This window comes from Pseudomonas sp. TE36184 (assembly GCF_054060055.1).
The window spans coordinates 4,051,596-4,071,472 of sequence record NZ_JBSSCU010000001.1 but is presented as its reverse complement, the minus strand read 5'-3'; the positions used below and the strand labels follow the sequence as shown (position 1 = coordinate 4,071,472).

The window sequence follows — 19,877 nt, the reverse complement described above, 5'->3', positions numbered from 1 at the left end:
CCCCCTCCCACATTTGGTTTTGATGTGCCCAAGAGATTGTCGTAAATCAACCCGATAGATAAAAGGCACGGCTCATCCCGTGCCTTTTGCGTCGCGCTCTGAGAAAATGCCCGTACTTTTTTTGCGGATGCCGACATGACTGCCCTCAAGAACGACCGTTTCCTTCGTGCCCTGCTCAAGCAGCCCGTAGACGTCACCCCTGTGTGGATGATGCGTCAAGCCGGTCGCTACCTGCCGGAATACCGCGCCAGCCGCGCCCAGGCCGGCGATTTCATGAGCCTGTGCATGAACCCGGAGTTCGCCTGCGAAGTCACCCTGCAGCCGTTGGACCGCTACCCGGAGCTGGATGCGGCCATCCTCTTCTCCGATATCCTCACCATTCCTGACGCCATGGGCCAAGGCCTGTACTTCGAGACCGGCGAAGGCCCGCGTTTCAAGAAAGTCATCAGCACCCTGGCCGACATCGAAGCGCTGCCGATCCCGGACCCGCACAAAGACCTCGGTTACGTGATGGACGCCGTCAGCACCATCCGCCGCGAGCTCAATGGCCGCGTGCCGCTGATCGGCTTCTCCGGCAGCCCCTGGACCCTGGCCACCTACATGGTCGAAGGCGGCTCGTCGAAAGACTTCCGCAAGACCAAGGCCATGCTCTACGACAACCCGCAGGCCATGCACCTGCTGCTGGACAAGCTGGCGCAGTCGGTCACCTCGTACCTCAACGGCCAAATCATGGCCGGCGCGCAAGCGGTGCAGATCTTCGACACCTGGGGCGGCAACCTGTCGGCGGCGGCGTACCAGGAGTTCTCCCTGGCCTACATGCGCAAGATCGTCAGCGGCCTGATCCGCGAACACGAAGGCCGTAAAGTGCCGGTGATCCTGTTCACCAAGGGCGGCGGCCTGTGGCTGGAAAGCATCGCCGATGCCGGCGCGGATGCCCTGGGCCTGGACTGGACCTGCGACATCGGCGACGCCCGCCGTCGCGTCGGCAACCAGGTTGCGCTGCAAGGCAACATGGACCCGACCGTGCTGTACGCCAAGCCAGAAGCCATCTGCACTGAAGTCGGGCGCATCCTGGCCAGCTACGGCAAGGGCAGCGGGCATGTGTTCAACCTGGGTCACGGCATTACGCCGGAAGTGAACCCGGAACATGCCGGCGCGTTCTTGCGCGCGGTGCATGAGTTGTCGGCGCAGTATCACGAGTAACAGCGTCCCCGCCTGAATCGAGCCCCCGTCTGCCCGGCAGGCGGGGGCTCGTTGCGCTTCAGCTCTTGTTAAGTCCTGCCTTGGTAGTCTGTGGTCTTTAGGACTTCTCCTACGGCTGCCGTTGTCCGCCCAAGAAAAAATCCTGCCCAACTTTTCCACTCGCCAGTGATTGGCGTCCGTTGTCAGGTGATCGCTGGATGAATACCGCTGACTATTCAACGTGCCAGAAACTGCTGCATTGGGTTTCGGCCGTCATCATCGTGTGGGCGCTATTGTCAGGTTCTGTCGTGGCGATATTCGCCGTGCCGGCCTCGGTCAAAGCGTGGGTGTTTTTTTTCAATGTGTCATTGACCACCCTGTACATCCCGGTGTTTGTCGTGCGGGTTTATTGCTCCTTTACCCACGGCCTGGATTTTTCCGTCAGGCGTTCACCACGGGAATACCTGGCGCTATGGGTGCATAAGGCCATGTATGTGGTGTTGGCAATGGTGCTGGCAACAGGGGTACTGATGATGGATCGCCCGATCAACCTCTTTAACCTGGTCTCCTTCGCACCGTTTCACAGTGACCCGGCCAGCATCGTCTGGTACTCCCGCGTGCATGTGCTGTCCTGCGTGGCCTTGTTGCTGATGCTGGTGATGCACATCGGTGCCGTGGTTATGCACGAGCGCCGGGGCAAGCGGGTGATGGTGCGGATGTCGTTCTAGGGCGCTGCGCCTCAAGCCGAGGCCAGCGGCGGCAATTTCGCCAACTTCAACGCCACCAGCAACGCGCCGAGCAACAGCGCGACGATAAACCCGCCAATCCCGTTCCACCCGGCCAAATGCCAGAAGAACCCCCCCGTGGTGCCGGCGACGCTTGACCCCGCGTAGTAGCAGAACAGGTACAGCGACGACGCTTGCCCCTTGGCTTTCACCGCGCGACGGCCGATCCAGCTGCTGGCCACCGAGTGCGCGCCGAAGAAACCGAAGGTGAACACCAGCATGCCGGGTATCACCAGCCACAGCGGAGTGAACAGGGTCAGGCCGATGCCGCCAAGCATCGACACGATGGTGGCCCACAGCACACGGCGGCGGCCGAGGCGGTCGGCCAGCGCGCCGATTTTCGCCGAGCTGTAGATGCCCGAGAGGTACACCAGCGACAGCAGGCCGACCACGGCCTGGCTCAGGTCATACGGGTCGGCCAGCAGGCGATAGCCGATGTAGTTGAACATCGTCACAAACGCGCCCATCAGCAGGAAGGCTTCGAGGAACAACCACGGCAGGCCCGCGTCCTTGAAGTGCATGACGAAGCCGTCCACCAGGCTGCGCGGCTTGAGGCTGCTGGCGCGGAAGTTGCGCGATTCGGGGAGGATTTTCCAGAACACCGTCGCGGCGATCAGGGCCAGGGCGCCGATGATCAGCACGGCGGTGTGCCAGCTGACGAAGTCGATCAATACGCCGATGATCAGGCGCCCGCTCATGCCGCCGATGGCGTTACCGCCGATGTACAGGCCCATGGCCAGGCCGATGTGCTGCGGGTGGATCTCTTCGCTCAGGTAGGTCATCGCCACGGCGGCCAGGCCACTCAGCGACAGCCCCAGCAGCGCGCGCATCAGCAGAATCCCTTCCCAGCTCGGCATCAGGCCGCTGGCGATGGTGGACAGGGCGGCACAGAACAACGCGGCGACCATCACCGGCTTGCGCCCCAGGGTGTCGGAAATCGGCCCGGTGATCAGCAGGCCCAGGGCGAGCATCGCCGTGGACACCGACAGCACCAGGCTGCTTTGCGCCGCGTTGATGGAAAATTCGTGGGACAACGCCGGCATCATCGGCTGCACGCAATACAGCAGGGCAAACGTCGCGAAGCCGCCGCAGAACAGCGCCAGCACGGTCCGCATGAACATCGGTGTACCTTTTTCGATGTACGTGTCAGTGAGCTGCTCCACCCTCTTATCCAGGGCGGTCGGCGGGACTTCTTGAGCGAATGGAGCGACAGCAGATTTCACGGGGACCTCGGGGAGGAAAAGCCTGCCAGGACCGGCAATGCAAAAAAGAATATAGCTGCCTAATGATTCTTTCCAATATATTGTTCGACCTGTTTGATAGCTTTAACGACCTAATGAGGCTGCTATGGAATTACGTCACCTGCGGTACTTCATCGCCGTCGCCGAAGAGCTGCATTTTGGCCGGGCCGCGCAGGTGCTGGGCATCTCGCAACCGCCTCTGAGCCAGCAGATCCAGGCGCTGGAGCACGAGGTGGGCGCGCGTTTGTTCGAGCGGACCAACCGTCGGGTCGAACTGAGCGAAGCCGGGCGCTTGTTCCTGCACGAGGCGCGACTGGTGCTGGCGCAAGTCGATAAGGCCGCGGATGTGGCACGCCGGGCGCAGTTGGGTGAGCTGGGCGAACTGAAGATCGGCTTCACGTCGTCGGCGCCGTTCAATTCGAGCATCCCCCAGGCGATCTTTGCGTTTCGCCAGGCGTTCCCGGCAGTCCACCTGAGTTTGCAGGAAATGAGCAGCACCGAGGTGGCCGAGTCGCTGGTGGATGAGTCGATCCAGGTCGGCTTGATGCGGCCGTTGCCGTTGCCGGACTCGCTGAGTGTGGTGGAGTTGATGCGCGAACCTTTGGTGGCGGTGCTCAACGCCGATCATCCCTTGGTGCAAGGCAGCGAGCGGGGCTTGCACCTGGCGCAGTTGGCCGAGGAGCCGTTCGTGTTTTTCCCGCGCAGCTACGGCAGCGGTCTCTACGCGCAACTGCTCAACCTGGCCCGCGACGCCGGCTTCAGCCCGCGCTTTGCCCAGGAAGCCGGGGAGGCGATGACGATCATCGGGTTGGTCGCGGCGGGGTTGGGCGTGTCGGTGCTGCCGGCGTCTTACCAGCGCATCCGCATCGATGGCGTGGTCTATCGCACCCTGCTCGACCAGGAGGCGGTGACGGCGGTATGGCTGGTGCAGCGCAAGGGCGCGCAAACGCCGATGGCGCAGGCGTTCGTGGAGTTGTTGACGCGTAAGGCGGCGGTTCGCAGCGCGCTTGGGGGGCGGTGAGTTCAGCTGTGTTTTGCCAGCGCTTGCAGAGCCAGGCAGGACGCGGCGATGACAAGCCCACCGGTTTGTGAAGAGGGCGCCGAACGGCGCCCTTTGTCGTTTCCGGGGTTACTGCATCCCCGCTGAACGCAACCCCGCCATGATGTCCCGATCCAGCATGCTCACCCAACGGTTGTAGTTGCGATGGATCTTGCCGTCCTTGTAGCCCAGGTCGCGGCTGTCGCGGTAAGTGATGGCGTAGCTGTTGCGGGTGTAGCGGATGTCGATGGCGGCGTAGAACTGATTGCGCACGGTGATCTCGGCCTGCACCAGTTGCGGGCTCAGGCGTTGCACGGTCCATTCGCGTTTTTGCAGGGCGGTGACGATCACCTGTTTGACTTGTTCTTCGCTGACCTGGGCACCCGCCGGCAAGTCGTGCTGGGTGTTGAGCACCGGTTTGCTGGTGCAACCGGCGCCGGTCAGCAGGGCCAGGGTGATCAGGGTGGCGCGTAGCAAGGAAGACATTCCGTTTTCTCCAGTCGATGTAAAAAGTCAGGACCAGCGGCGGAAGATCAACGAGGTGTTGACGCCGCCGAAGGCAAAATTGTTGTTCATCACGTAGTCGTGATGCATCTCGCGAAACTCACCTTGCAGGTAATCCAGCTCGCCGCACTGCGGGTCGACGGAATCCAGGTTGAAGGTGTGTACGTACTGGTCGCGGTTCATCATCTCGATGCTGAACCACGACTCCAGCGCCCCGCACGCGCCCAGGGTGTGGCCGAGGAAGCTCTTCTGCGAGCTGATGGGCATGCGGCTGCCGAACAGGCTGTTGGTGGCCAGGGTTTCGGCGATGTCGCCCTGGTCGGTGGCGGTGCCATGGCCGTTCACGTAGCCGATGACCGAGGGCTCGAGCCCGGCGTCTTCCAGGGCCAGCTCCATGGCGCGGCGCATGGTTTTCTGTTCCGGGCGCGTGGTGTGCTGGCCGTCGGCGTTGCTGCCGAAACCGACAATTTCGGCGTGGATATGCGCGCCACGGGCCAGGGCGTGTTCCAGTTCTTCGAGCACCAGCATGCCGCCGCCTTCGCCGATCACCAGGCCGTCGCGGCCGCTGTCGTAGGGGCGCGGGCTGGTCTGTGGCGCATCGTTCTTCAGGCTGGTGGCGTAGAGCGCGTCAAACACCATGGCTTCGGTGGGGCACAGCTCTTCGGCGCCGCCGGCGAGCATCAGCGGCAGGCGTCCGAACTTGATCGCCTCATAGGCATAGCCGATGCCCTGGCTGCCGCTGGTGCAAGCGCTGGACGTGGGAATCAAGCGCCCGGTGAGGCCAAAGAAGATGCTGATATTCGCCGCCGTGGTGTGGGGCATCATGCGGACATAGGAGTTGGCGTTCAGCCCCTCGGCCACCGAGTTGAGCAGCATGTTGCCGAACGCCTTGATCTCGTCGGTGCTGCCGGTGGACGAGCCGCAGGCCACGCCCATGCGCCCGTCCTTGATCGACTCGTCACCGAGCAAGCCGGCGTCTTTCAGCGCCTGCTCCGCCGCCCACACCGCCAGGCGCGATACGCGGCCCATGCTGCGCAGTTGCTTGCGGGTCCAGTGCGCGGGCACGACGAAGTCGTCGATCGGCCCGGCCAGGCGCGTGTTCAATTCGCTGAAACGGTCCCACTCGTCCATGCGCCGGATGCCGCTGCGGTTGGCGCGAAAGTTGGCGGCGATGGTGTTCCAGTCGCTGCCCAGGGAGGTGATGCCGGCCATGCCGGTTACGACCACGCGCTTCATCAACACAGACCTCCGTTCACGGCCAAGACCTGGCGGGTGATATAGCCGGCTTCGGCCGACATCAGGAAATTCACCGCGCCGGCCACTTCTTCCGGCGTGCCCATGCGCTGCGCCGGGATCATTTTCATCAGCTCTTCGACCGGTACGTTTTCATCGAGCATCGCGGTGTCGATCAGGCCCGGTGCGACGCAGTTGACGGTGATCTTGCGCTTGCCCAGCTCGATGGCCAGGGCCTTGGCCGCGCCGATCAGGCCGGCCTTGGAGGCGCTGTAGTTGACCTGGCCGCGATTGCCGATCAGCCCGGACACCGAGGTGATGCACACGATACGCCCGGCGGCGCGACGGCGGATCATCGGCATCATCACCGGGTGCAGCACGTTGTAGAAACCGTCGAGGTTGGTACGCATCACCACGTCCCAGTCGTCTTCCGACAAGGCCGGGAACGCGCCGTCGCGGGTCAGGCCGGCGTTGAGCACCACGCCGTAATACGCGCCGTGTTGTTCCACGTCGGCTTCGAGGATTGCCTTGCACTCGGCCCGCTCGGAAACGTCGAATTGCAGCACCCGCGCCTTGCGGCCCAGGGCTTCGATCTCGACCTGCACCGCGTCGGCTTCTGCTCGACCGCTGCGGCAATGCAACACGATGTCGTGCCCGGCCTGCGCCAGGCGCAGGGCAATGGCGCGGCCGATGCCACGGCTGGAGCCGGTGACCAGTACGGATTCAGTCATGGCGTTTCGTCCTTCGATTCATCTAAATAGGTGGCCGCCTGGGGCGGTCGAAATACGTTCAAGCGGGCGCTGGCGTGGATACCGTCGCCGGTCAGGTGGCATTCGAACACACCCATGCCGTTGTCGTCTTCCAGGGAGCGCAGGCCGTGGATGGTCAACTCGGCACCGGCCGGGAAGTGCTCCACGTTGCACTCGAACTTACGCGTGCCCAACAGGAAGCCCAGCTCCACCGCCTGGCCGTTCTGGCGCGCGCGGCAACCGGCATAGGCGGCAACGCTTTGCGCCATCAGCTCGATGCCGACCCAGGCCGGCAGGCTGCCGTCGGGGCGGTTGAACAAGCCACCGGGCTTGACGGTGAGGCGGGTGTGAATCTGCTCTTCGTCGAACGACAGCACCTGGTCGATCAGGATCATGTCGCCCGCGTGGGGCAGCAGTGCGGCGAGTGGCCAATCGATCATGGGGCCTCTGCGATAATCAGGCTGACATTATTGCCGCCGAAGGCAAACGAGTTGCTCATCAGGCAGCGTTTTTTCAAGGTGTCACCTCGGCGTGCCCACTGCAAGGCGGGCAGCGCCGGGTCAGCCTGGCCGTCCCATACGTGGGGCGGCAGCCGGCCGTGGGCCAGGCTCAGCCAGCAGAACGCCGCTTCCAGCGCGCCGGCCGCGCCCAGGGTGTGGCCGCTCATCGGTTTGGTCGATGAACAGGCCACGCCGTCGGGGAACAGGTTGGCGACGGCCAGGCTTTCCATGGCGTCGTTGTGTTGGGTGGCGGTGCCGTGCAGGTTCAGGTAGCCGATCTGCTCCGGCTTCAAGCGCGCGCTGGCCAGGGCCTTGCGCATCGCCAGCAACGCGCCTTTGCCAGAGGGCTCCGGCGCGGAAATATGGTGTGCATCGCAACTCGCGCCACTGCCCAGCAGCGCGATGGGGGCGGGCTCGCGAGTCATCAAAAACAACACCGCCGCTTCGCCGATGTTGATGCCGTTGCGGTTCACCGAAAACGGGTTGCAACGCTCGCTCGAGACCGCCTCCAGCGCGGTAAAGCCGTTAAGCGTCAGCTTGCACAGGCTGTCGACGCCGCCGCAGATCACCGCATCGCACAGGCCCAGCTCCAGCAGGCGCCGGGCACTCATCAACGCGCGGGCGCTGGAGGTGCAGGCGGTGGAAATCACATAGGCCGGGCCGCTCAGTTGCAGCCAGTCGGCGAGGAAGTTCGCCGGGGCGCTGAGTTCCTGTTGCTGGTAGTCGTAGTCGTCGGGGAACCGGTGATCGCTCAGGTAACGGGCAATGCCGCGACTGGCTTCGTCGATGCCCGAGGTGCTGGTGCCGAGCACAATGCCGACCCGCGCCGCGCCGTAGCGTTGGATCGCCTGGCGGATCTCGCCGTCGATCTGCAACGCGGCTTCGAGCAGCAACTGGTTATTGCGGCTGCTTTGCTGGCCCAGCTCGGGCGGGATGGTCGCCAGTGCGCCCGATACGCCGGCAACCGGCAACACGCGCTCCAGCACCCAGTCGCTTTCGGCGCGCATGCCGGAGCAGTCGCCGGCAAACAGGCTGCGGCTGACGTCGGCCTGGCCGCGCCCGAGAGCGCAGATCACGCCGAGGGCATTCAGATACGCGGTCATCGCGCCATTCCCAGCGGGGTGATGCGATAGCTCAGCGGTTGCCCGTGCATGTTCACGCTGAACACCTCGGATGACTGATAGACGATTTGCCAATGGCCCGGCAGGGTGCGTGTCAGGTCCATCGCTTGGGCGTTCGGGTACAGCGCGCGGAGGTCATCCGCCGAAGTCAGTGCAAACAGCAACGCGGCGAACAGCTCGCGCGCCTGGGGATTGGGCGGCAGCAACCCGTCGGCCTGCCACTGGCCGTCGATCAGCTTCTGCCGGGCCTGGGGGATGCCCAGCGGGTCCATCATCGACCAGCGGATCGCGTTGCCTTCGTGCTGGATCACCAGCAACCAGTCCTGGCTCTGGCCGTCCGCCAGGCGCTGCACGTGCAGTTGCATCGGCAGGGCCAGGGCCGGGTTTTTTGCCGGCAAGGGCGGTTGGCTGGCGCAGGCGCTCAGCAGCAACAGGCAGCCGATCAGCAGCGCACGCATCATGGTGCCGCGCTCGCCAGGGGTTTGCGTGCCACGCAGTTGACCAGGGTTTCTTCGCGCTGGCCCACCGGCGGAGCCTGGCGCAGGCCCCAGCGTTCCAGCAGGCCGAAATCGCTGGCCCGGCTCCACCACAGGTATGGGTAGGAGACGTTCTGCGCGCCGAATTCAAAGCCCTGCTCGTGCAGCATCTGCAGGTACTCTTCGGCGCTTTTCTGCACCTGCATAGGGTGGCGGAACAGCCAGCGAATCACCCAGGTGTCGATATAGGCTTCGGTGGACTCGGCAAACAGCAGGTAGCCGCCGGGCTTGAGGACCCGGTAGAACTCTTTCAATGCACGGTGCTGCTCAACCAGATGATGGAAGGTCTGGTGGCAGAACAGGATATCGACGCTGGCGTCGGCGATGTCGAGGGTGGCGCAGTCGCTGCCGATCAGCTCGACGTCCAGCCCCTGGTGCGCGGCTTCCGCCTTGCTCAGCTCAAGGCTGTGCGGGTCGGCGTCCAGCCCGATCAGGCGGGACGGCGCAAACACTTGCTGCAACAGCTTGAAGGATTTGCCCTGGCCGCAGCCGGCGTCCAGCAGTACCGGCGCCACCGGCAGCGGTTCGCTGAACAGGCTGCGCAGGTCGTTGATCGCCACGCGCAACACATGGTGCTGCCAGGTGTGGCTGCGCAGGAACCAGAAGCCGAACTTGGTTTCTTCGACGTAGTTCTTACTCAAGTACTGACTGCTCACACGGCATCCCCTGCACAAATTTCCGACAACATCCGTAACCGCCGCTTGGGCTCGCTGACAAACGGGTTGCGCTCGTCCCAGGCGTAGCCGGCGAGGATCGAACTGATCATCCGGCGAATCTCCGGCGAGCTGCCGGCGTGAAAAATAACATCCTGGAACGTCCCGGCGTACCAGCCTTCGACGTAGCAGCGGAAGGTGTCGACGCCGCGCTTCAACGGCTCGGCAAACTCGCGCTGCCAGTCCACGGTTTCGCCGTTGAGCTGACGATGCAGCACGCCCGCGGCCATGCTCGCCGAACGCATGGCGATGGTCACGCCGGAGGAGAACACCGGGTCGAGGAATTCTGCCGCGTTGCCCAGCAGCGCGAAGCCCGGGCCGTGCAAGGTTTTGACGTTGGCCGAGTAGCCGCCGATGGTACGCGCGGGGGTATCCCACACGGCGTTCTGCAGCACGCTGCTGAGGCTTGGGGTTTCGTCGATGAACCCGCGCAGGCACGCGTCCAGGTCGTTGTCGCGGCCGGCGAAATGTTCCTTGGCCGCCACTACGCCCACGGAGCAGCGGCCGTTGCTGAACGGGATGGTCCAGAACCAGATGTCGCGCTGGGTCGGGTGGGTCGTCACGAGGATCTTGGTGCGGTCGAAGCCTGGGTGTTCGATGCGGTCCTCGACATGGCTGAACACCGCCTGGCGCAACGGGAAATCCGACGGCGCTTCCAGGTCCAGCAGGCGCGGCAGGACGCGGCCGTAGCCGCTGGCGTCGAGCACGAACTTGGCTTTGATGTGGTACTCGCTGCCGTTCTCCCGGCGCACATGCAGGTAGTGGGTTTCACCGCTGAAATCCACGCCGACGATGGTTTCGCCGTAACGGATGTCGACGCCTTGCAGCGCCGCCTGATCGGCCAGCAACTTGTCGAACTCGCCGCGCTGCACCTGGAAGGTGGTCGGCTTGCCGTGGCTGAACGTATCGCCGAAATCAAACGCACTGTAGCGCTCGCCCCAGGCGAATGCGGCACCGGTTTTCACCTGGAAACCCGCGGCCTGCACGGCGTCGAGCATGCCGGCCTCTTCGATAAAGTCGATGCAGTGCGACAGCAGGCTTTCACCGATCGAAAAGCGTGGGAAATGCTGGCGCTCGATAATCAATACATCATGCCCTTTACGCTTTAACAGCGCTGCAGCGATGGCACCGGACGGGCCGGCACCGATCACCACCACCTGGCGACGTTCCATTTCAACTATGGGCACGAGGGCTCCTTGCCGCTTTGGCGATAATCACATTCATGAGGCGTGCTTCTGTCGGCCGGCCCAGGGCGCCAGCATAAAGCTGAAGGCCAGGCCCAGGCTGACCGACAGGCCGAAATTACTCACCGCGGGTGTACTCGACAGCGCCAGCAGGCCGAACGACAACCAGGTCGTCAGTGCCGCCAGCAGTGTTCCTAATAGGCTGACCGCAGGCCCGCCGATCTGTTCACGCATCAGGATCGCGTAGTCGACGCTGATGGCGGTGACCAGCAGCAGGCCGAACAGGCTGAACAGCGTCAGCGGCTGGCCCAGCCAACCGAGGCTGGCCAGGCTGCACAGCGCGGCCAGCAACGGCAGGGCGACGATGCGCAGCGCGCCGCCAAAGCCGAAGGGCACGATCAGCAACAGCACGATCAGCCCGCACGACATCAACTTCAATTCAGCCGCGCTGATCTGCGTGGCGGCGAACACCCGGTTCAACTCCCCCAGGCGATCCACCAGTTGCACCCCCGGCAAATCCGCGGCCTGCACCTGCAGCAGCGCCGGGTCGCTCAAGCCTTGCAGGCTGATCATGGCTGCCACACCGCCGTCGACCGGGCCCAGCCACAGCGTGCGCCAGGGTTCGGCCAGTGGCCCGAGCAGCGCAGCGTCGATGTCTTGGGTGGGCAGCGCTTGCAGTTGAGCGACTTCGGCTTGCAGCGCGCCGACGGGCACGCCGAGGTCGAGCAGCGGTTGCCAGTGCGCGGGAAGTGCATTCAGCGCCTCGCGCAGCTGTTGTTGCTCGGCGGGCAGGTTGACCAGCTGGTTCAGCGCCAGATAACCCTGGAGTTTGTCCATATTCACCAGCTGTTCCAGGCGCTGGCCCAGGGCGGCCTGGCGTTCCAGCAACTGCTGCTGATTGTCGGCGCGCACCAGGAAGAACTGGCTGGTGGGTTGGAACCCGGTGATCCGCGCCACGGCCTGGGCTTCCTGCAGCAATTGCGGCGGGGCGCCGATCCACTGGCGCAGATCGTTTTTACTGTTCAACTGCCACAAGCCGCCGGCGCAAAACAGCAGCACCCACACCAGCAGCACGGCGCTCGGCACACGCTTGATCAACCCGGAACGCATCAGCCACAGGCGCTCGGCGATGTGCAACGGCCATTGCGCCGGGCGCAGGTCGACACCCTGGAGCAGCGCCGGCAACAGGCACACGGCCGACAGGTACGCACCGACCAGGCCGGCAGCGGAGAATACGGCGATCTGGGTCAGCGCCGGGAACGGCGTCCAGGCCAGCGCCAGGTAACCGATGCAACTGGTCGCCAGGCTCAGGCTCAGGCCCGGCAGGGTCAGGCGCAACGCCGGCCAACTGCGCCACGGCTGCAGGCTCCAGCTTTTCGACAAATAGTGCAGCGGGTAGTCCACCGCCACGCCGATCAGGCTGGAACCGAGCACCAGTGTCATCACATGCATATGCCCGAACAGCGCCACACAGGCCACTGCGCCGAACAGCATGCCCACCAGCACCGGCACGAAGGCCAGCAGCACGCGCCAGCGGCGGAACGCCAGGAGCAACAGCAGCAGAATGCCGAGGGTGGCGCCGCCGCCGACCCAGGTGATTTCGCGGCTGGCTTGCTGTTGCCCGCTGGCAGCGTAGAGCAAACCGCTGGCCGCGAGCAGTTGCGCGCCGTGCTCGGTGGCTTGGGCGCGACTGGCCTGGAGCAGGTCCGCGACCTGCAGCGGCAGTTTCATATCGAAGGCATTGCCGGTGGTGCGCGCACGCAACAGCACCCAGCTCTTGCCGTCGGCATCGGCGATCAATGCGCCGCTGCCGATATCCAATTGCACCGCGCCGCTCTGCGGCTGGCTGTTCTGAATGCGTCCGGTCAGGCCCAGCCAGTCGTCCTGGCTCGGCACCAGGCTGAACCCGGTGAACGGGTCGAACAGCGCTTGCACGCGCTGCTGGATGAAGGCGTCGGGGTGGTCGATCAGTTGCTCGCGGTCCTTGGCCGCGAGCATCGACAAACGCCCGCGCAACAATTGCGCGCGCAGTGCCGGCAGGTCGGCTTGCAGGTTCCATTGGACCTTTTCAAACAGGCCGCTGGCTTGCCAGCGCGCGCCCAGTTGCTCGGCCACGTTGACCGCCTGCTGGCGGTCGGCGTGCCCCACGAGGACCAGGATTTCGCGGTTCAACGGTTCCTGCATGCGCTGTTCGGCTTGCAGTTCGAGGGCGTCCGGCGTGTTGCCCGGCACCAGTTCCATCAGGTTGGCCGACAACGGCGCGCCATGGCGCCATTGCCAGCCGGCCAGGGCCAGCACGGCCACCAGCAGGATCAGGAACAGGCGCGGCAATAAACGCTCACTGGGCAAAGTCGTGTTGCTCCGCATCGCTCAGAGGAAGGTCGGCGCTGCTGTCCTGCATGCGCAGCACGGTGCTGTCGCCCTGGGTTTCCAGCAGTTCGATGCTGTGGACCAGCGTGCCGCCGTCGATATTGATCTGCTTGAACACTTGCTTGAGCAGCAGCGAGCGCGGGGTCAGCGTCAACTGCCACTGCTCGGCTTCGCCCTGCAGTTGCAGGTCGAAGTCACGCTGCAAGCCGCTGCTGTCGCCCTGCAGCACGGCGAGGAACAGGCGGTTCTGCTCGGCCCCGGCGCTCTTGTTCGGCAGCGTCTGCCAGCCGTTGGCGTCACGCCGCGCAATGCCTTGGGTACTGATGCGGTAATCCTGTTGCAGCGGGGTTTTGAGCAGCCACAGCAGGCCGTGGTCTTTGGCCAGGACGAAGGTGCCTTTGCTGACCAAGGGCTGCGGCAGGGCGCGCAGGTGTTTTTCCTGGATGAAGCTGCCGTGGATCACGCTGGGTTTGGCCAACTGATCGCTCAGTTGCTGTAAGTCGAACCCATGGGCCGCCGCCGAAAAACCAAACAACGCGAACACTGTAGGAGCGAGCTTGCTCGCGAAAAACCGGAGGGCACCACGGGGTGTCAGGTGGCCAGCGTTATCGTTGACGATCTTCGCGAGCAAGCTCGCTCCTACAGGGGTCAGCATTTCAGGGCCCTTTCGATCGCGTCGATGAAGACGGTAGGGGACGCCAGTTGCATCTCGCGGCTGGCGATTTGTACCGCTACTTGTACCGTGCTGGCACGGGTCAAACGCTCGCCGCTGGTACGGTCGGTGATCAGGTAATTGACCTTCAAACGGTTCTCCCACTCCACCAGGCTGGCGCGCACGTTGAGCGTCTGGCCGAAGGTGGCGCCGCGCACATAGCGCAGTTGCATGTCGATCACCGGCCAGGCGTAGCCCGACTCGAGCATCGCTGCGTAGTTATGGCCGATCTTGTCGAGCAGGGCGCAGCGGGCGATTTCCAGGTACTTCACGTAGTGCCCGTGCCAGACCACGTTCATGGTGTCGATGTCGAAAAACGGCACGAGGATTTCAGTGTCGCAATGCAACACGCCCGGGCTACGCATGCAGCCTCCAGTGTTGCTCGGCGATGCGTTTGAGGCACAGGCGCAGCTCGCCTTCGAGGGCGCGGTCTTCGATCACCGGCGGGAAGTCCTTGGCCAGCTCGCTGTGCATCGCTGCCAACGCCGGCGGCAATGGGCGCGCCTCGACGGCCTGGGCGCGCAGCCACACGCCCTGGTTGGCGGCGAGCAGGGTGGCGGCGGCGACCTGTTCGGTCAGCTCCAGCACACGGATCGCATCGCGGGCGGCGATGGTGCCCATGCTCACTTTGTCCTGGTTGTGGCACTCGGTGGAGCGTGAAAACACGCTGGCCGGCATGGTGTTCTTCAGCGCTTCGGCGGTCCAGGCGCTGGTGCCGATCTGCACCGCCTTGAAGCCGTGGTTGATCATCGCGCGGTCGGCCGGGGCGCCGGACAGGTTGCTCGGCAGGCCGTGGTTGTAACGCACGTCCACCAGCAGGGCGAGCTGGCGGTCGAGCAGGTCGGCGACGTTGGCCACCAGGGTCTTGAGGCTGTCCATGGCGAAGGCGATGTGCCCGCCGTAGAAGTGCCCGCCGTGCAGCACGCGCTCTGCTTCGGCGTCGATGATCGGGTTGTCGTTGGCGCTGTTGAGTTCGATCTCGATGAACGAGCGCAGCCAGTTCAGGCTGTCGGCCAGCACGCCGAGAACGTGGGGCGCGCAACGCAGCGAGTAGCGGTCCTGCAAACGGTGCAGCGGCGCAGTCGGCGCATCGATGGCCAGGTCCTGGCGCAACCACGCGGCGACTTGCATCTGCCCCGGGTGCGGCTTGGCGGCGAACAGGCGCTCGTCGAAGTGTTCCGGGTTGCCTTGCAGCGCCACCACGTTCAGCGCGGTGATGCGCGTGGCCAATTGCAGCAGGTAATCGGCGCGGGCGAAGGCCAGGCAGGCGAGGCCGGTCATCACGGCGGTGCCGTTCATCAGTGCGAGGGCTTCCTTGGGCCGCAGGACCAGCGGCGCCCAGCCCAGTTCGCGGTGGACGTCGATGGCCTGGCGGCGTTCGCCACGGAACAGCACGTCGCGTTCGCCGGAGAGCGTCGCGGCCACGTAGGACAGCGGCGTCAGGTCGCCGCTGGCGCCCACCGAGCCTTCTTCCGGGATCAGCGGCAGCACGTCGTGTTCGAGGAACGCGTGCAGGCGTTCGAGCAGTTCCACGCGCACCCCGGACACGCCGTGGCACAGCGACTGCAAACGCGCCGCGAGCACGGCGCGGGTGGCTTGCGCGTCGAGCAACTTGCCCAGGCCGCAACCGTGGAAGGTGTACAGGTGCCGCGGCAGGGCTTCGACGTGCTGCAACGGCACCGCCACCACGCACGAGTCGCCATAGCCGGTGGTCACGCCGTAGATCACGCCTTCCTTGTCCAGCAGCGAGTCGAGGAACTGCGCGCCCTTGGCGATGCGCTGGCGATACGCGGCATCATCCTGCAAGTGCGTGGGCGCCTGACGATTGGCCAGGGCCAATACGTCTTCAATGCGCAAAGCGCGTTCGCCAAACGTTACCGGCTCAAGATGCGTCGTCATCGGTCTTCCAGAAAGGGTAAAAGTTGAACCATTGTTGGGGCGCTTCCAGGCAGAACTGGCCCAGGCGTGCGGCGTAGCGTGCGGTCCACAGGGCGATGACCTGCTCGCGGGTGCTGCGTTTCCATTCGATCAGTTGGGCAAACGGTTCGATGCTCAGGCGATAGCGGCCCTGGTGCTTGAGGCACATCAGCAGGTTGACCGGGCATTTCAGCAGGCCGGCCAGCAGCCACGGGCCCTGGGGGAAGGCGGCGTCATGGCCGAGGAAGTCCACGCGCACCGTGCGCCCGCCGTGCAGTGGCACGCGGTCGCCGGCAATCGCCAGCCATTCGCCGTCGTCCAGGCGCTGGCTGAGCAGCAGCATGGTCGCCGGGTCCAGCTCGCTGACCTGGATCAGGCGCAAATGGGTCGCGCCGGCTTCGCCCAGCAGGCGGTTGAAGCGTTCGGCGTGCTTGGTGTGGACCAGCACGTTCATGGTGACTTTTTCGCCGATCTCCGCGAGCGCGCGGCACACTTCGAGGTTGCCCAGGTGCGCGCCCACCAGCATCTGCCCGCGTTCGCCGCGCAGTTGGCCGCGCAATTGCGCCGGGTCGTGGATTTCGATCTGCTCGATGCGCAGCTTGCCGTTCCACACGTCGAGCTTGTCCAGCAGCGCATCGGCAAATGCCATGAACTGGCCGAAGACTTTGCGCCGGGTCGGGCGCAGCTCATCACGGCCGCTCCATTGCGCCAGACGCTGCTGGTATTGCCAGGTGCTCTGGCGCGCGGTGCGGCCGAACAGGAAGAAGTACAGCACGATGCCGTACAGCAGCGGGCTCAACAGCCGGCGCCCGAGCAGCCTGGCGGCGACTGCGGTGAGTTTCATCAGCCAGAAACTGCCACGCTCTTCGCGGTCGGCCCAGTGTTTGCTGCTGTCGCTCATGCCTGCCACCGTCGCCACAGAATCATCGGTGCGCGCACCAACATGCCGAAGAACAGCCGGGTGTGCATGGCCGAGATACGCACGTTGTCGCGAAACAGGCGGAAGTGCGACAGGCCGTCGGCGGGGTAATGCACCTTTGTCGGCAGCCAGCGCATCGGCTGGTTGCGCCAGGCCAGGCGCACCAGGATGTCCGAGTCGAAATCCATGTGGGTGCCGATGTAGGCCGAGTCCATCAGCGCCAGGGTCGGCCCCAGCGGGTACACGCGAAAGCCGCACATCGAATCGCGAATCTGCAGCGACAGGGTGTTGATCCACACCCACACGTGGGTCAGGTAGCGTGCGTACAGGCGGCCCTTGGGCACGCTGTCGTCGTATTCGGGGTAGCCGCAGATCACCGCCGTGGGGTGTCGGCGCGAGGTGTCGATGAAGCTCTCGACTTCGCGCAGGTCATGTTGGCCGTCGGCGTCCACTTGCAGGGCATGGGTGAAGCCCAGGCGCGCCGCTTCGCGAAAGCCGGCCATCACCGCGCTGCCCTTGCCTTGGTTGTTCGGCAGGGTGAGCAGGCTGACGTTGTCGAGGGTCGCCAATTGCGCCAGCACCGCCGCGCACGCCGGGCTGCTGCCATCGTCCACCAACAGGCATGGCAGGCCGCTGTCGAGCAGGCTGTGGACCACGGCCGGCACGGCGGTTTCATGGTTGTAGACCGGGATCAGGGCGCAGGGGTTATGCATGCGCAGGCTCCAGTTGAATCCGGCCACTGGAGCAGGCCGCGACGCCGTTGCGGTAGGCGAAATACAGCTTGCTGCGTTGCGGGTCGAAGCGCAGGTGCAGTTCGACGTGGTCGCCGGGGCGCACCAGTTGCTGGAACTTGAGCACTTCCATGCCGGCAAAGGTCGCCGGCAGGTCGAGCAGTTGCTGGCCGAGGTTGAACGCCCACTCGACCTGCACCACGCCCGGCAGCACCGGCGTCACCGGGAAGTGGCCGCTGAAGTAGGCCAGGTCCGGCGGGATGCTCAGTTGCAAGGTCCATTCGCCATCGGCTTCGACTTGCTCCAGCACCTCAGGGGTTTTCGGCCGGGGCGCCAGCAGCAGCGCTTCGATCTCGGCCTGGGGCAGCTTGCCTTGGCTGTTCAGCGGCAACTGTCGCAGTAAACGCCAGCGACGCGGCAAGGCCAGGGCTTCGCAGTGCTGGCTCAAGTGTTGGCGCAGGGTTTGCGTGACGGTACGCCGGCCCTGGTTGCGCAGGGCATGCAGGCCGTCGGCGCTCAGCACCACGAGGGCGCCGAGGCTGGCGCGGTTTTCCTGGACCACGCCCAGGCGCGTTTCGGCGACCCAGGGGTGCGCCATCAGGGCCTGTTCGAGCATGGGCAGGGAGATACGTTTTTCTTCCAGTTTGACGATGCGATCCAGGCGCCCGAGCAGCTCGAAGCGGCCGTCGGCATGCAGGCGGGCGGCGTCGGCGGTCTGTTCGATATGCCCGGCGGGCAGGTACGGCGAGGCAATGCGCAGGGCACCGTCGGCGTCCTGGCTCAGTTCTACCCCGGCGAACGGCTGCCACGGCTGCGCGCCTTGGCGCCAGGCAATGCCGCCGGTTTCCGAGCTGCCGAGGATTTCCGTCGGCCATTGTTGCAAGCGTTCGTACAGGCTGGCGGCCGCGTCGATGGGCAGGGCGCCGCCGGAGGAGAACACCCGCGACACTCGGCTCAGGGCCGGCCAGTCGAGGTTGTCGCCCATCCGCTTGAGCAGCGCCGGGCTGGCGACCCAGGCGAACCGTGGGTGCTCGCGGCTGGCGCGCTGCAAGTCCTCCGGGAAGGCCAACTGGCGGCGCACGAAGCTGCGGCCGGCGCACAACGGCCACAGCACGCGGAACAACAGGCCGTAGATGTGTTGGGTGGCGACGCTGCCGATGATGCAGGCGTCGTTGAGGTCCGCGCCCCACAGCGTTTCCAGGGCCTGCACCTCGTTGGCCAGCTGGCGCAGGGTCTTGTCGATGCGCTTGGGTTCGCCGCTGGAGCCGGAGGTACACAGGCTCAATTGGCACGCATCCAGGTCGAGGGCGGCAGGGCTCAACGGCGCCTGATACAACGCGTCCAGGTCCGCGGCGTCGGTCAGCCAGGTGTCGACGGCGTCGGCCCAGCGTTGGCGAGTCTGCGGTTGCAGGTCGGCGGGCAGCAACACGCCGACCCCGGCGCGCCAGGCCCCCAGCAGGGCGATCGCCAGCAGGCCGGCGTCTTCCAGATGCACCGCCACGCGCTGGATACCGCGCGCGTGCAGGCCTGCCGCCAGGCGCAGGGATTGCTCCCACAGCTGGGCGTGATTCATCGCAGGCTCGGTGGTGACCAAGCGCTGTTCCAACGGCTCAAGCAGCAGGTGCTCAAGTTTCAACCCATTCATACGCGGCCTCGAACCCTTTGTCGTACCAGCCATTCCACGGCAAACAACAGCCCCATCAGCCCGTAGGCGATCAGGCCGTTGTACAACGTCCACCAACTCAGCGGCGCCCACAGGGTGAGGGCGGCGGCCAGCAGGCCATTACACAGAAAAAACACGCTCCACACCACGGTGACCTGGCGCGTATACACAATGGCTTTCGGCGGCAGTTGCGGGTCGGTCATGCGTGCCAGGCGCTCGACCATCGGCGGGCCGTATTTCAGGCTCAGGCCGAACAGCGCCAACATGAACGCGCTGACCAGGCTCGGGTACCAGCGCAGCAGGTGCGGGTTGTCGAACCAGGCCAGGGCCAAGCAGAACAGGATGATCGCCACCGCCATCCAGCGGCTGCCGGGGCGCCGCGCACCCGTGAGCGCGCGCAGCAACCACAGGCTGCCGAGCAGCAGGCCGAATTGCCACGGTGCAAAGTGCTCGGTGCCGTAATACACCGCGAAAGGGTACAGCAACCCCGCCAGCAACAGGCCAAGGCCGATCAGCCGGCTCATGCGGCCGGTTGGACCAGACGGTACACCGCCTCAACCACGTCGTTCACGGTACGCACAGCCTTGAACTCTTCGGCGGCGATTTTTTTGCCGGTCTGGCGTTTGATGTGGTCGATCAGGTCCACGGCGTCGATGCTGTCGATTTCCAGGTCCTGGTACAGGTTGGCTTCGAGGGTGATGCGTTCAGGTTCCAGTTCAAACAGTTCCACCAAGGCAGCGCGCAGGGTGTTGAAAATATCGTCACGAGTTTGCATGGT

At 64.8% G+C, this 19,877-nt stretch carries 21 protein-coding genes; 3 read left to right on the top strand and 18 right to left on the bottom strand.

The window, feature by feature from the left end; all coding sequences use genetic code 11:
• Positions 1-135 precede the first annotated feature (135 nt).
• Positions 136-1,203, top strand: coding sequence for a uroporphyrinogen decarboxylase (gene hemE, locus ACVWZP_RS18315; protein WP_017849853.1), 1,068 nt, complete (start codon positions 136-138; stop codon positions 1,201-1,203).
• Between the two features lie 197 nt (positions 1,204-1,400).
• Positions 1,401-1,910: a cytochrome b/b6 domain-containing protein gene (locus ACVWZP_RS18310; protein ID WP_017849852.1), complete on the top strand. Its 510-nt coding sequence runs from the start codon at positions 1,401-1,403 to the stop codon at positions 1,908-1,910.
• An 11-nt stretch (positions 1,911-1,921) separates the two neighbouring features.
• Here the strand turns inward: ACVWZP_RS18310 and ACVWZP_RS18305 are convergent, their stop codons facing one another.
• Positions 1,922-3,190, bottom strand: coding sequence for an MFS transporter (locus ACVWZP_RS18305; protein WP_108526045.1), 1,269 nt, complete (start codon positions 3,188-3,190; stop codon positions 1,922-1,924).
• Between the two features lie 124 nt (positions 3,191-3,314).
• Between ACVWZP_RS18305 and ACVWZP_RS18300 the strand changes: the two genes are divergently transcribed.
• A complete protein-coding gene (locus ACVWZP_RS18300) occupies positions 3,315-4,229 on the top strand; it encodes a LysR family transcriptional regulator (RefSeq protein ID WP_017849850.1) in 915 nt (304 codons plus the stop codon).
• Positions 4,230-4,337: 108 nt separating this feature from the next.
• Here the strand turns inward: ACVWZP_RS18300 and ACVWZP_RS18295 are convergent, their stop codons facing one another.
• From ACVWZP_RS18295 to ACVWZP_RS18215, 17 genes are read right to left on the bottom strand one after another with little or no spacing between them, the layout of a single operon-like run.
• On the bottom strand, positions 4,338-4,733 hold the full coding sequence (locus ACVWZP_RS18295; RefSeq protein WP_017849849.1) for a hypothetical protein: 396 nt from the start codon (positions 4,731-4,733) through the stop codon (positions 4,338-4,340).
• 27 nt (positions 4,734-4,760) lie between these two features.
• Complete coding sequence (locus ACVWZP_RS18290; RefSeq protein ID WP_046384962.1) at positions 4,761-5,987, bottom strand: beta-ketoacyl-ACP synthase; 1,227 nt, start codon at positions 5,985-5,987, stop codon at positions 4,761-4,763.
• Positions 5,987-6,715 carry a 3-oxoacyl-ACP reductase FabG gene (gene fabG, locus ACVWZP_RS18285; protein WP_057003639.1) on the bottom strand — a complete coding sequence of 243 codons (729 nt, stop codon included), beginning with the start codon at positions 6,713-6,715 and terminating at the stop codon, positions 5,987-5,989. The genes ACVWZP_RS18290 and fabG overlap by 1 nt, the downstream gene beginning before the upstream one ends.
• The gene (locus tag ACVWZP_RS18280; protein ID WP_017849846.1) at positions 6,712-7,173 is read right to left on the bottom strand and encodes an ApeP family dehydratase; all 462 of its coding nucleotides are present in this window, start codon (positions 7,171-7,173) and stop codon (positions 6,712-6,714) included. The genes fabG and ACVWZP_RS18280 overlap by 4 nt, the downstream gene beginning before the upstream one ends.
• The gene (locus ACVWZP_RS18275) at positions 7,170-8,336 is read right to left on the bottom strand and encodes a beta-ketoacyl-[acyl-carrier-protein] synthase family protein (RefSeq protein ID WP_457369995.1); all 1,167 of its coding nucleotides are present in this window, start codon (positions 8,334-8,336) and stop codon (positions 7,170-7,172) included. Before ACVWZP_RS18275 ends, ACVWZP_RS18280 begins: the two co-directional genes overlap by 4 nt.
• Positions 8,333-8,815 (bottom strand): hypothetical protein, encoded by a 483-nt coding sequence (locus tag ACVWZP_RS18270; RefSeq protein WP_017849844.1) that lies wholly within the window; start codon positions 8,813-8,815, stop codon positions 8,333-8,335. The genes ACVWZP_RS18275 and ACVWZP_RS18270 overlap by 4 nt, the downstream gene beginning before the upstream one ends.
• Positions 8,812-9,546 carry a class I SAM-dependent methyltransferase gene (locus ACVWZP_RS18265; protein ID WP_261754549.1) on the bottom strand — a complete coding sequence of 245 codons (735 nt, stop codon included), beginning with the start codon at positions 9,544-9,546 and terminating at the stop codon, positions 8,812-8,814. The genes ACVWZP_RS18270 and ACVWZP_RS18265 overlap by 4 nt, the downstream gene beginning before the upstream one ends.
• On the bottom strand, positions 9,543-10,790 hold the full coding sequence (locus ACVWZP_RS18260) for an NAD(P)/FAD-dependent oxidoreductase (RefSeq protein ID WP_026140390.1): 1,248 nt from the start codon (positions 10,788-10,790) through the stop codon (positions 9,543-9,545). Before ACVWZP_RS18260 ends, ACVWZP_RS18265 begins: the two co-directional genes overlap by 4 nt.
• Positions 10,791-10,823: 33 nt before the next feature.
• Complete coding sequence (locus tag ACVWZP_RS18255; RefSeq protein WP_457369994.1) at positions 10,824-13,154, bottom strand: MMPL family transporter; 2,331 nt, start codon at positions 13,152-13,154, stop codon at positions 10,824-10,826.
• Positions 13,126-13,812 (bottom strand): outer membrane lipoprotein carrier protein LolA, encoded by a 687-nt coding sequence (locus ACVWZP_RS18250; RefSeq protein ID WP_046490798.1) that lies wholly within the window; start codon positions 13,810-13,812, stop codon positions 13,126-13,128. The genes ACVWZP_RS18255 and ACVWZP_RS18250 overlap by 29 nt, the downstream gene beginning before the upstream one ends.
• Entirely contained in the window at positions 13,806-14,234 is a 429-nt protein-coding gene (locus ACVWZP_RS18245) for an acyl-CoA thioesterase (protein ID WP_079442692.1), read from the bottom strand. The genes ACVWZP_RS18250 and ACVWZP_RS18245 overlap by 7 nt, the downstream gene beginning before the upstream one ends.
• Positions 14,227-15,768 carry an HAL/PAL/TAL family ammonia-lyase gene (locus ACVWZP_RS18240; protein WP_457369993.1) on the bottom strand — a complete coding sequence of 514 codons (1,542 nt, stop codon included), beginning with the start codon at positions 15,766-15,768 and terminating at the stop codon, positions 14,227-14,229. Before ACVWZP_RS18240 ends, ACVWZP_RS18245 begins: the two co-directional genes overlap by 8 nt.
• Positions 15,752-16,687 carry an LpxL/LpxP family acyltransferase gene (locus ACVWZP_RS18235; RefSeq protein WP_057003644.1) on the bottom strand — a complete coding sequence of 312 codons (936 nt, stop codon included), beginning with the start codon at positions 16,685-16,687 and terminating at the stop codon, positions 15,752-15,754. The genes ACVWZP_RS18240 and ACVWZP_RS18235 overlap by 17 nt, the downstream gene beginning before the upstream one ends.
• On the bottom strand, positions 16,684-17,418 hold the full coding sequence (locus ACVWZP_RS18230; RefSeq protein WP_079442695.1) for a glycosyltransferase family 2 protein: 735 nt from the start codon (positions 17,416-17,418) through the stop codon (positions 16,684-16,686). The genes ACVWZP_RS18235 and ACVWZP_RS18230 overlap by 4 nt, the downstream gene beginning before the upstream one ends.
• Complete coding sequence (locus ACVWZP_RS18225; RefSeq protein WP_457369992.1) at positions 17,411-19,081, bottom strand: ApeI family dehydratase; 1,671 nt, start codon at positions 19,079-19,081, stop codon at positions 17,411-17,413. The genes ACVWZP_RS18230 and ACVWZP_RS18225 overlap by 8 nt, the downstream gene beginning before the upstream one ends.
• Positions 19,078-19,623 carry a COG4648 family protein gene (locus ACVWZP_RS18220; protein ID WP_017849834.1) on the bottom strand — a complete coding sequence of 182 codons (546 nt, stop codon included), beginning with the start codon at positions 19,621-19,623 and terminating at the stop codon, positions 19,078-19,080. Before ACVWZP_RS18220 ends, ACVWZP_RS18225 begins: the two co-directional genes overlap by 4 nt.
• Positions 19,620-19,874, bottom strand: coding sequence for an acyl carrier protein (locus tag ACVWZP_RS18215; protein ID WP_017849833.1), 255 nt, complete (start codon positions 19,872-19,874; stop codon positions 19,620-19,622). The genes ACVWZP_RS18220 and ACVWZP_RS18215 overlap by 4 nt, the downstream gene beginning before the upstream one ends.
• Positions 19,875-19,877: the final 3 nt, after the last annotated feature.

Bases quoted from the DNA above. Each gene is read 5' to 3' on its own strand.
- ACVWZP_RS18220 (WP_017849834.1), bottom strand. From the start codon at position 19,623: ATGAGCCGGCTGATCGGCCTTGGCCTGTTGCTGGCGGGGTTGCTGTAC.
- ACVWZP_RS18240 (WP_457369993.1), bottom strand. From the start codon at position 15,768: ATGACGACGCATCTTGAGCCGGTAACGTTTGGCGAACGCGCTTTGCGC.
- ACVWZP_RS18275 (WP_457369995.1), bottom strand. From the start codon at position 8,336: ATGACCGCGTATCTGAATGCCCTCGGCGTGATCTGCGCTCTCGGGCGC.
- ACVWZP_RS18215 (WP_017849833.1), bottom strand. From the start codon at position 19,874: ATGCAAACTCGTGACGATATTTTCAACACCCTGCGCGCTGCCTTGGTG.
- hemE (WP_017849853.1), top strand. From the start codon at position 136: ATGACTGCCCTCAAGAACGACCGTTTCCTTCGTGCCCTGCTCAAGCAG.
- ACVWZP_RS18250 (WP_046490798.1), bottom strand. From the start codon at position 13,812: ATGCTGACCCCTGTAGGAGCGAGCTTGCTCGCGAAGATCGTCAACGAT.
- ACVWZP_RS18290 (WP_046384962.1), bottom strand. From the start codon at position 5,987: ATGAAGCGCGTGGTCGTAACCGGCATGGCCGGCATCACCTCCCTGGGC.
- ACVWZP_RS18235 (WP_057003644.1), bottom strand. From the start codon at position 16,687: ATGAGCGACAGCAGCAAACACTGGGCCGACCGCGAAGAGCGTGGCAGT.
- ACVWZP_RS18300 (WP_017849850.1), top strand. From the start codon at position 3,315: ATGGAATTACGTCACCTGCGGTACTTCATCGCCGTCGCCGAAGAGCTG.
- ACVWZP_RS18225 (WP_457369992.1), bottom strand. From the start codon at position 19,081: ATGAATGGGTTGAAACTTGAGCACCTGCTGCTTGAGCCGTTGGAACAG.
- ACVWZP_RS18255 (WP_457369994.1), bottom strand. From the start codon at position 13,154: ATGCGGAGCAACACGACTTTGCCCAGTGAGCGTTTATTGCCGCGCCTG.
- ACVWZP_RS18245 (WP_079442692.1), bottom strand. From the start codon at position 14,234: ATGCGTAGCCCGGGCGTGTTGCATTGCGACACTGAAATCCTCGTGCCG.
- ACVWZP_RS18230 (WP_079442695.1), bottom strand. From the start codon at position 17,418: ATGCATAACCCCTGCGCCCTGATCCCGGTCTACAACCATGAAACCGCC.
- ACVWZP_RS18270 (WP_017849844.1), bottom strand. From the start codon at position 8,815: ATGATGCGTGCGCTGCTGATCGGCTGCCTGTTGCTGCTGAGCGCCTGC.
- ACVWZP_RS18280 (WP_017849846.1), bottom strand. From the start codon at position 7,173: ATGATCGATTGGCCACTCGCCGCACTGCTGCCCCACGCGGGCGACATG.
- fabG (WP_057003639.1), bottom strand. From the start codon at position 6,715: ATGACTGAATCCGTACTGGTCACCGGCTCCAGCCGTGGCATCGGCCGC.
- ACVWZP_RS18310 (WP_017849852.1), top strand. From the start codon at position 1,401: ATGAATACCGCTGACTATTCAACGTGCCAGAAACTGCTGCATTGGGTT.
- ACVWZP_RS18295 (WP_017849849.1), bottom strand. From the start codon at position 4,733: ATGTCTTCCTTGCTACGCGCCACCCTGATCACCCTGGCCCTGCTGACC.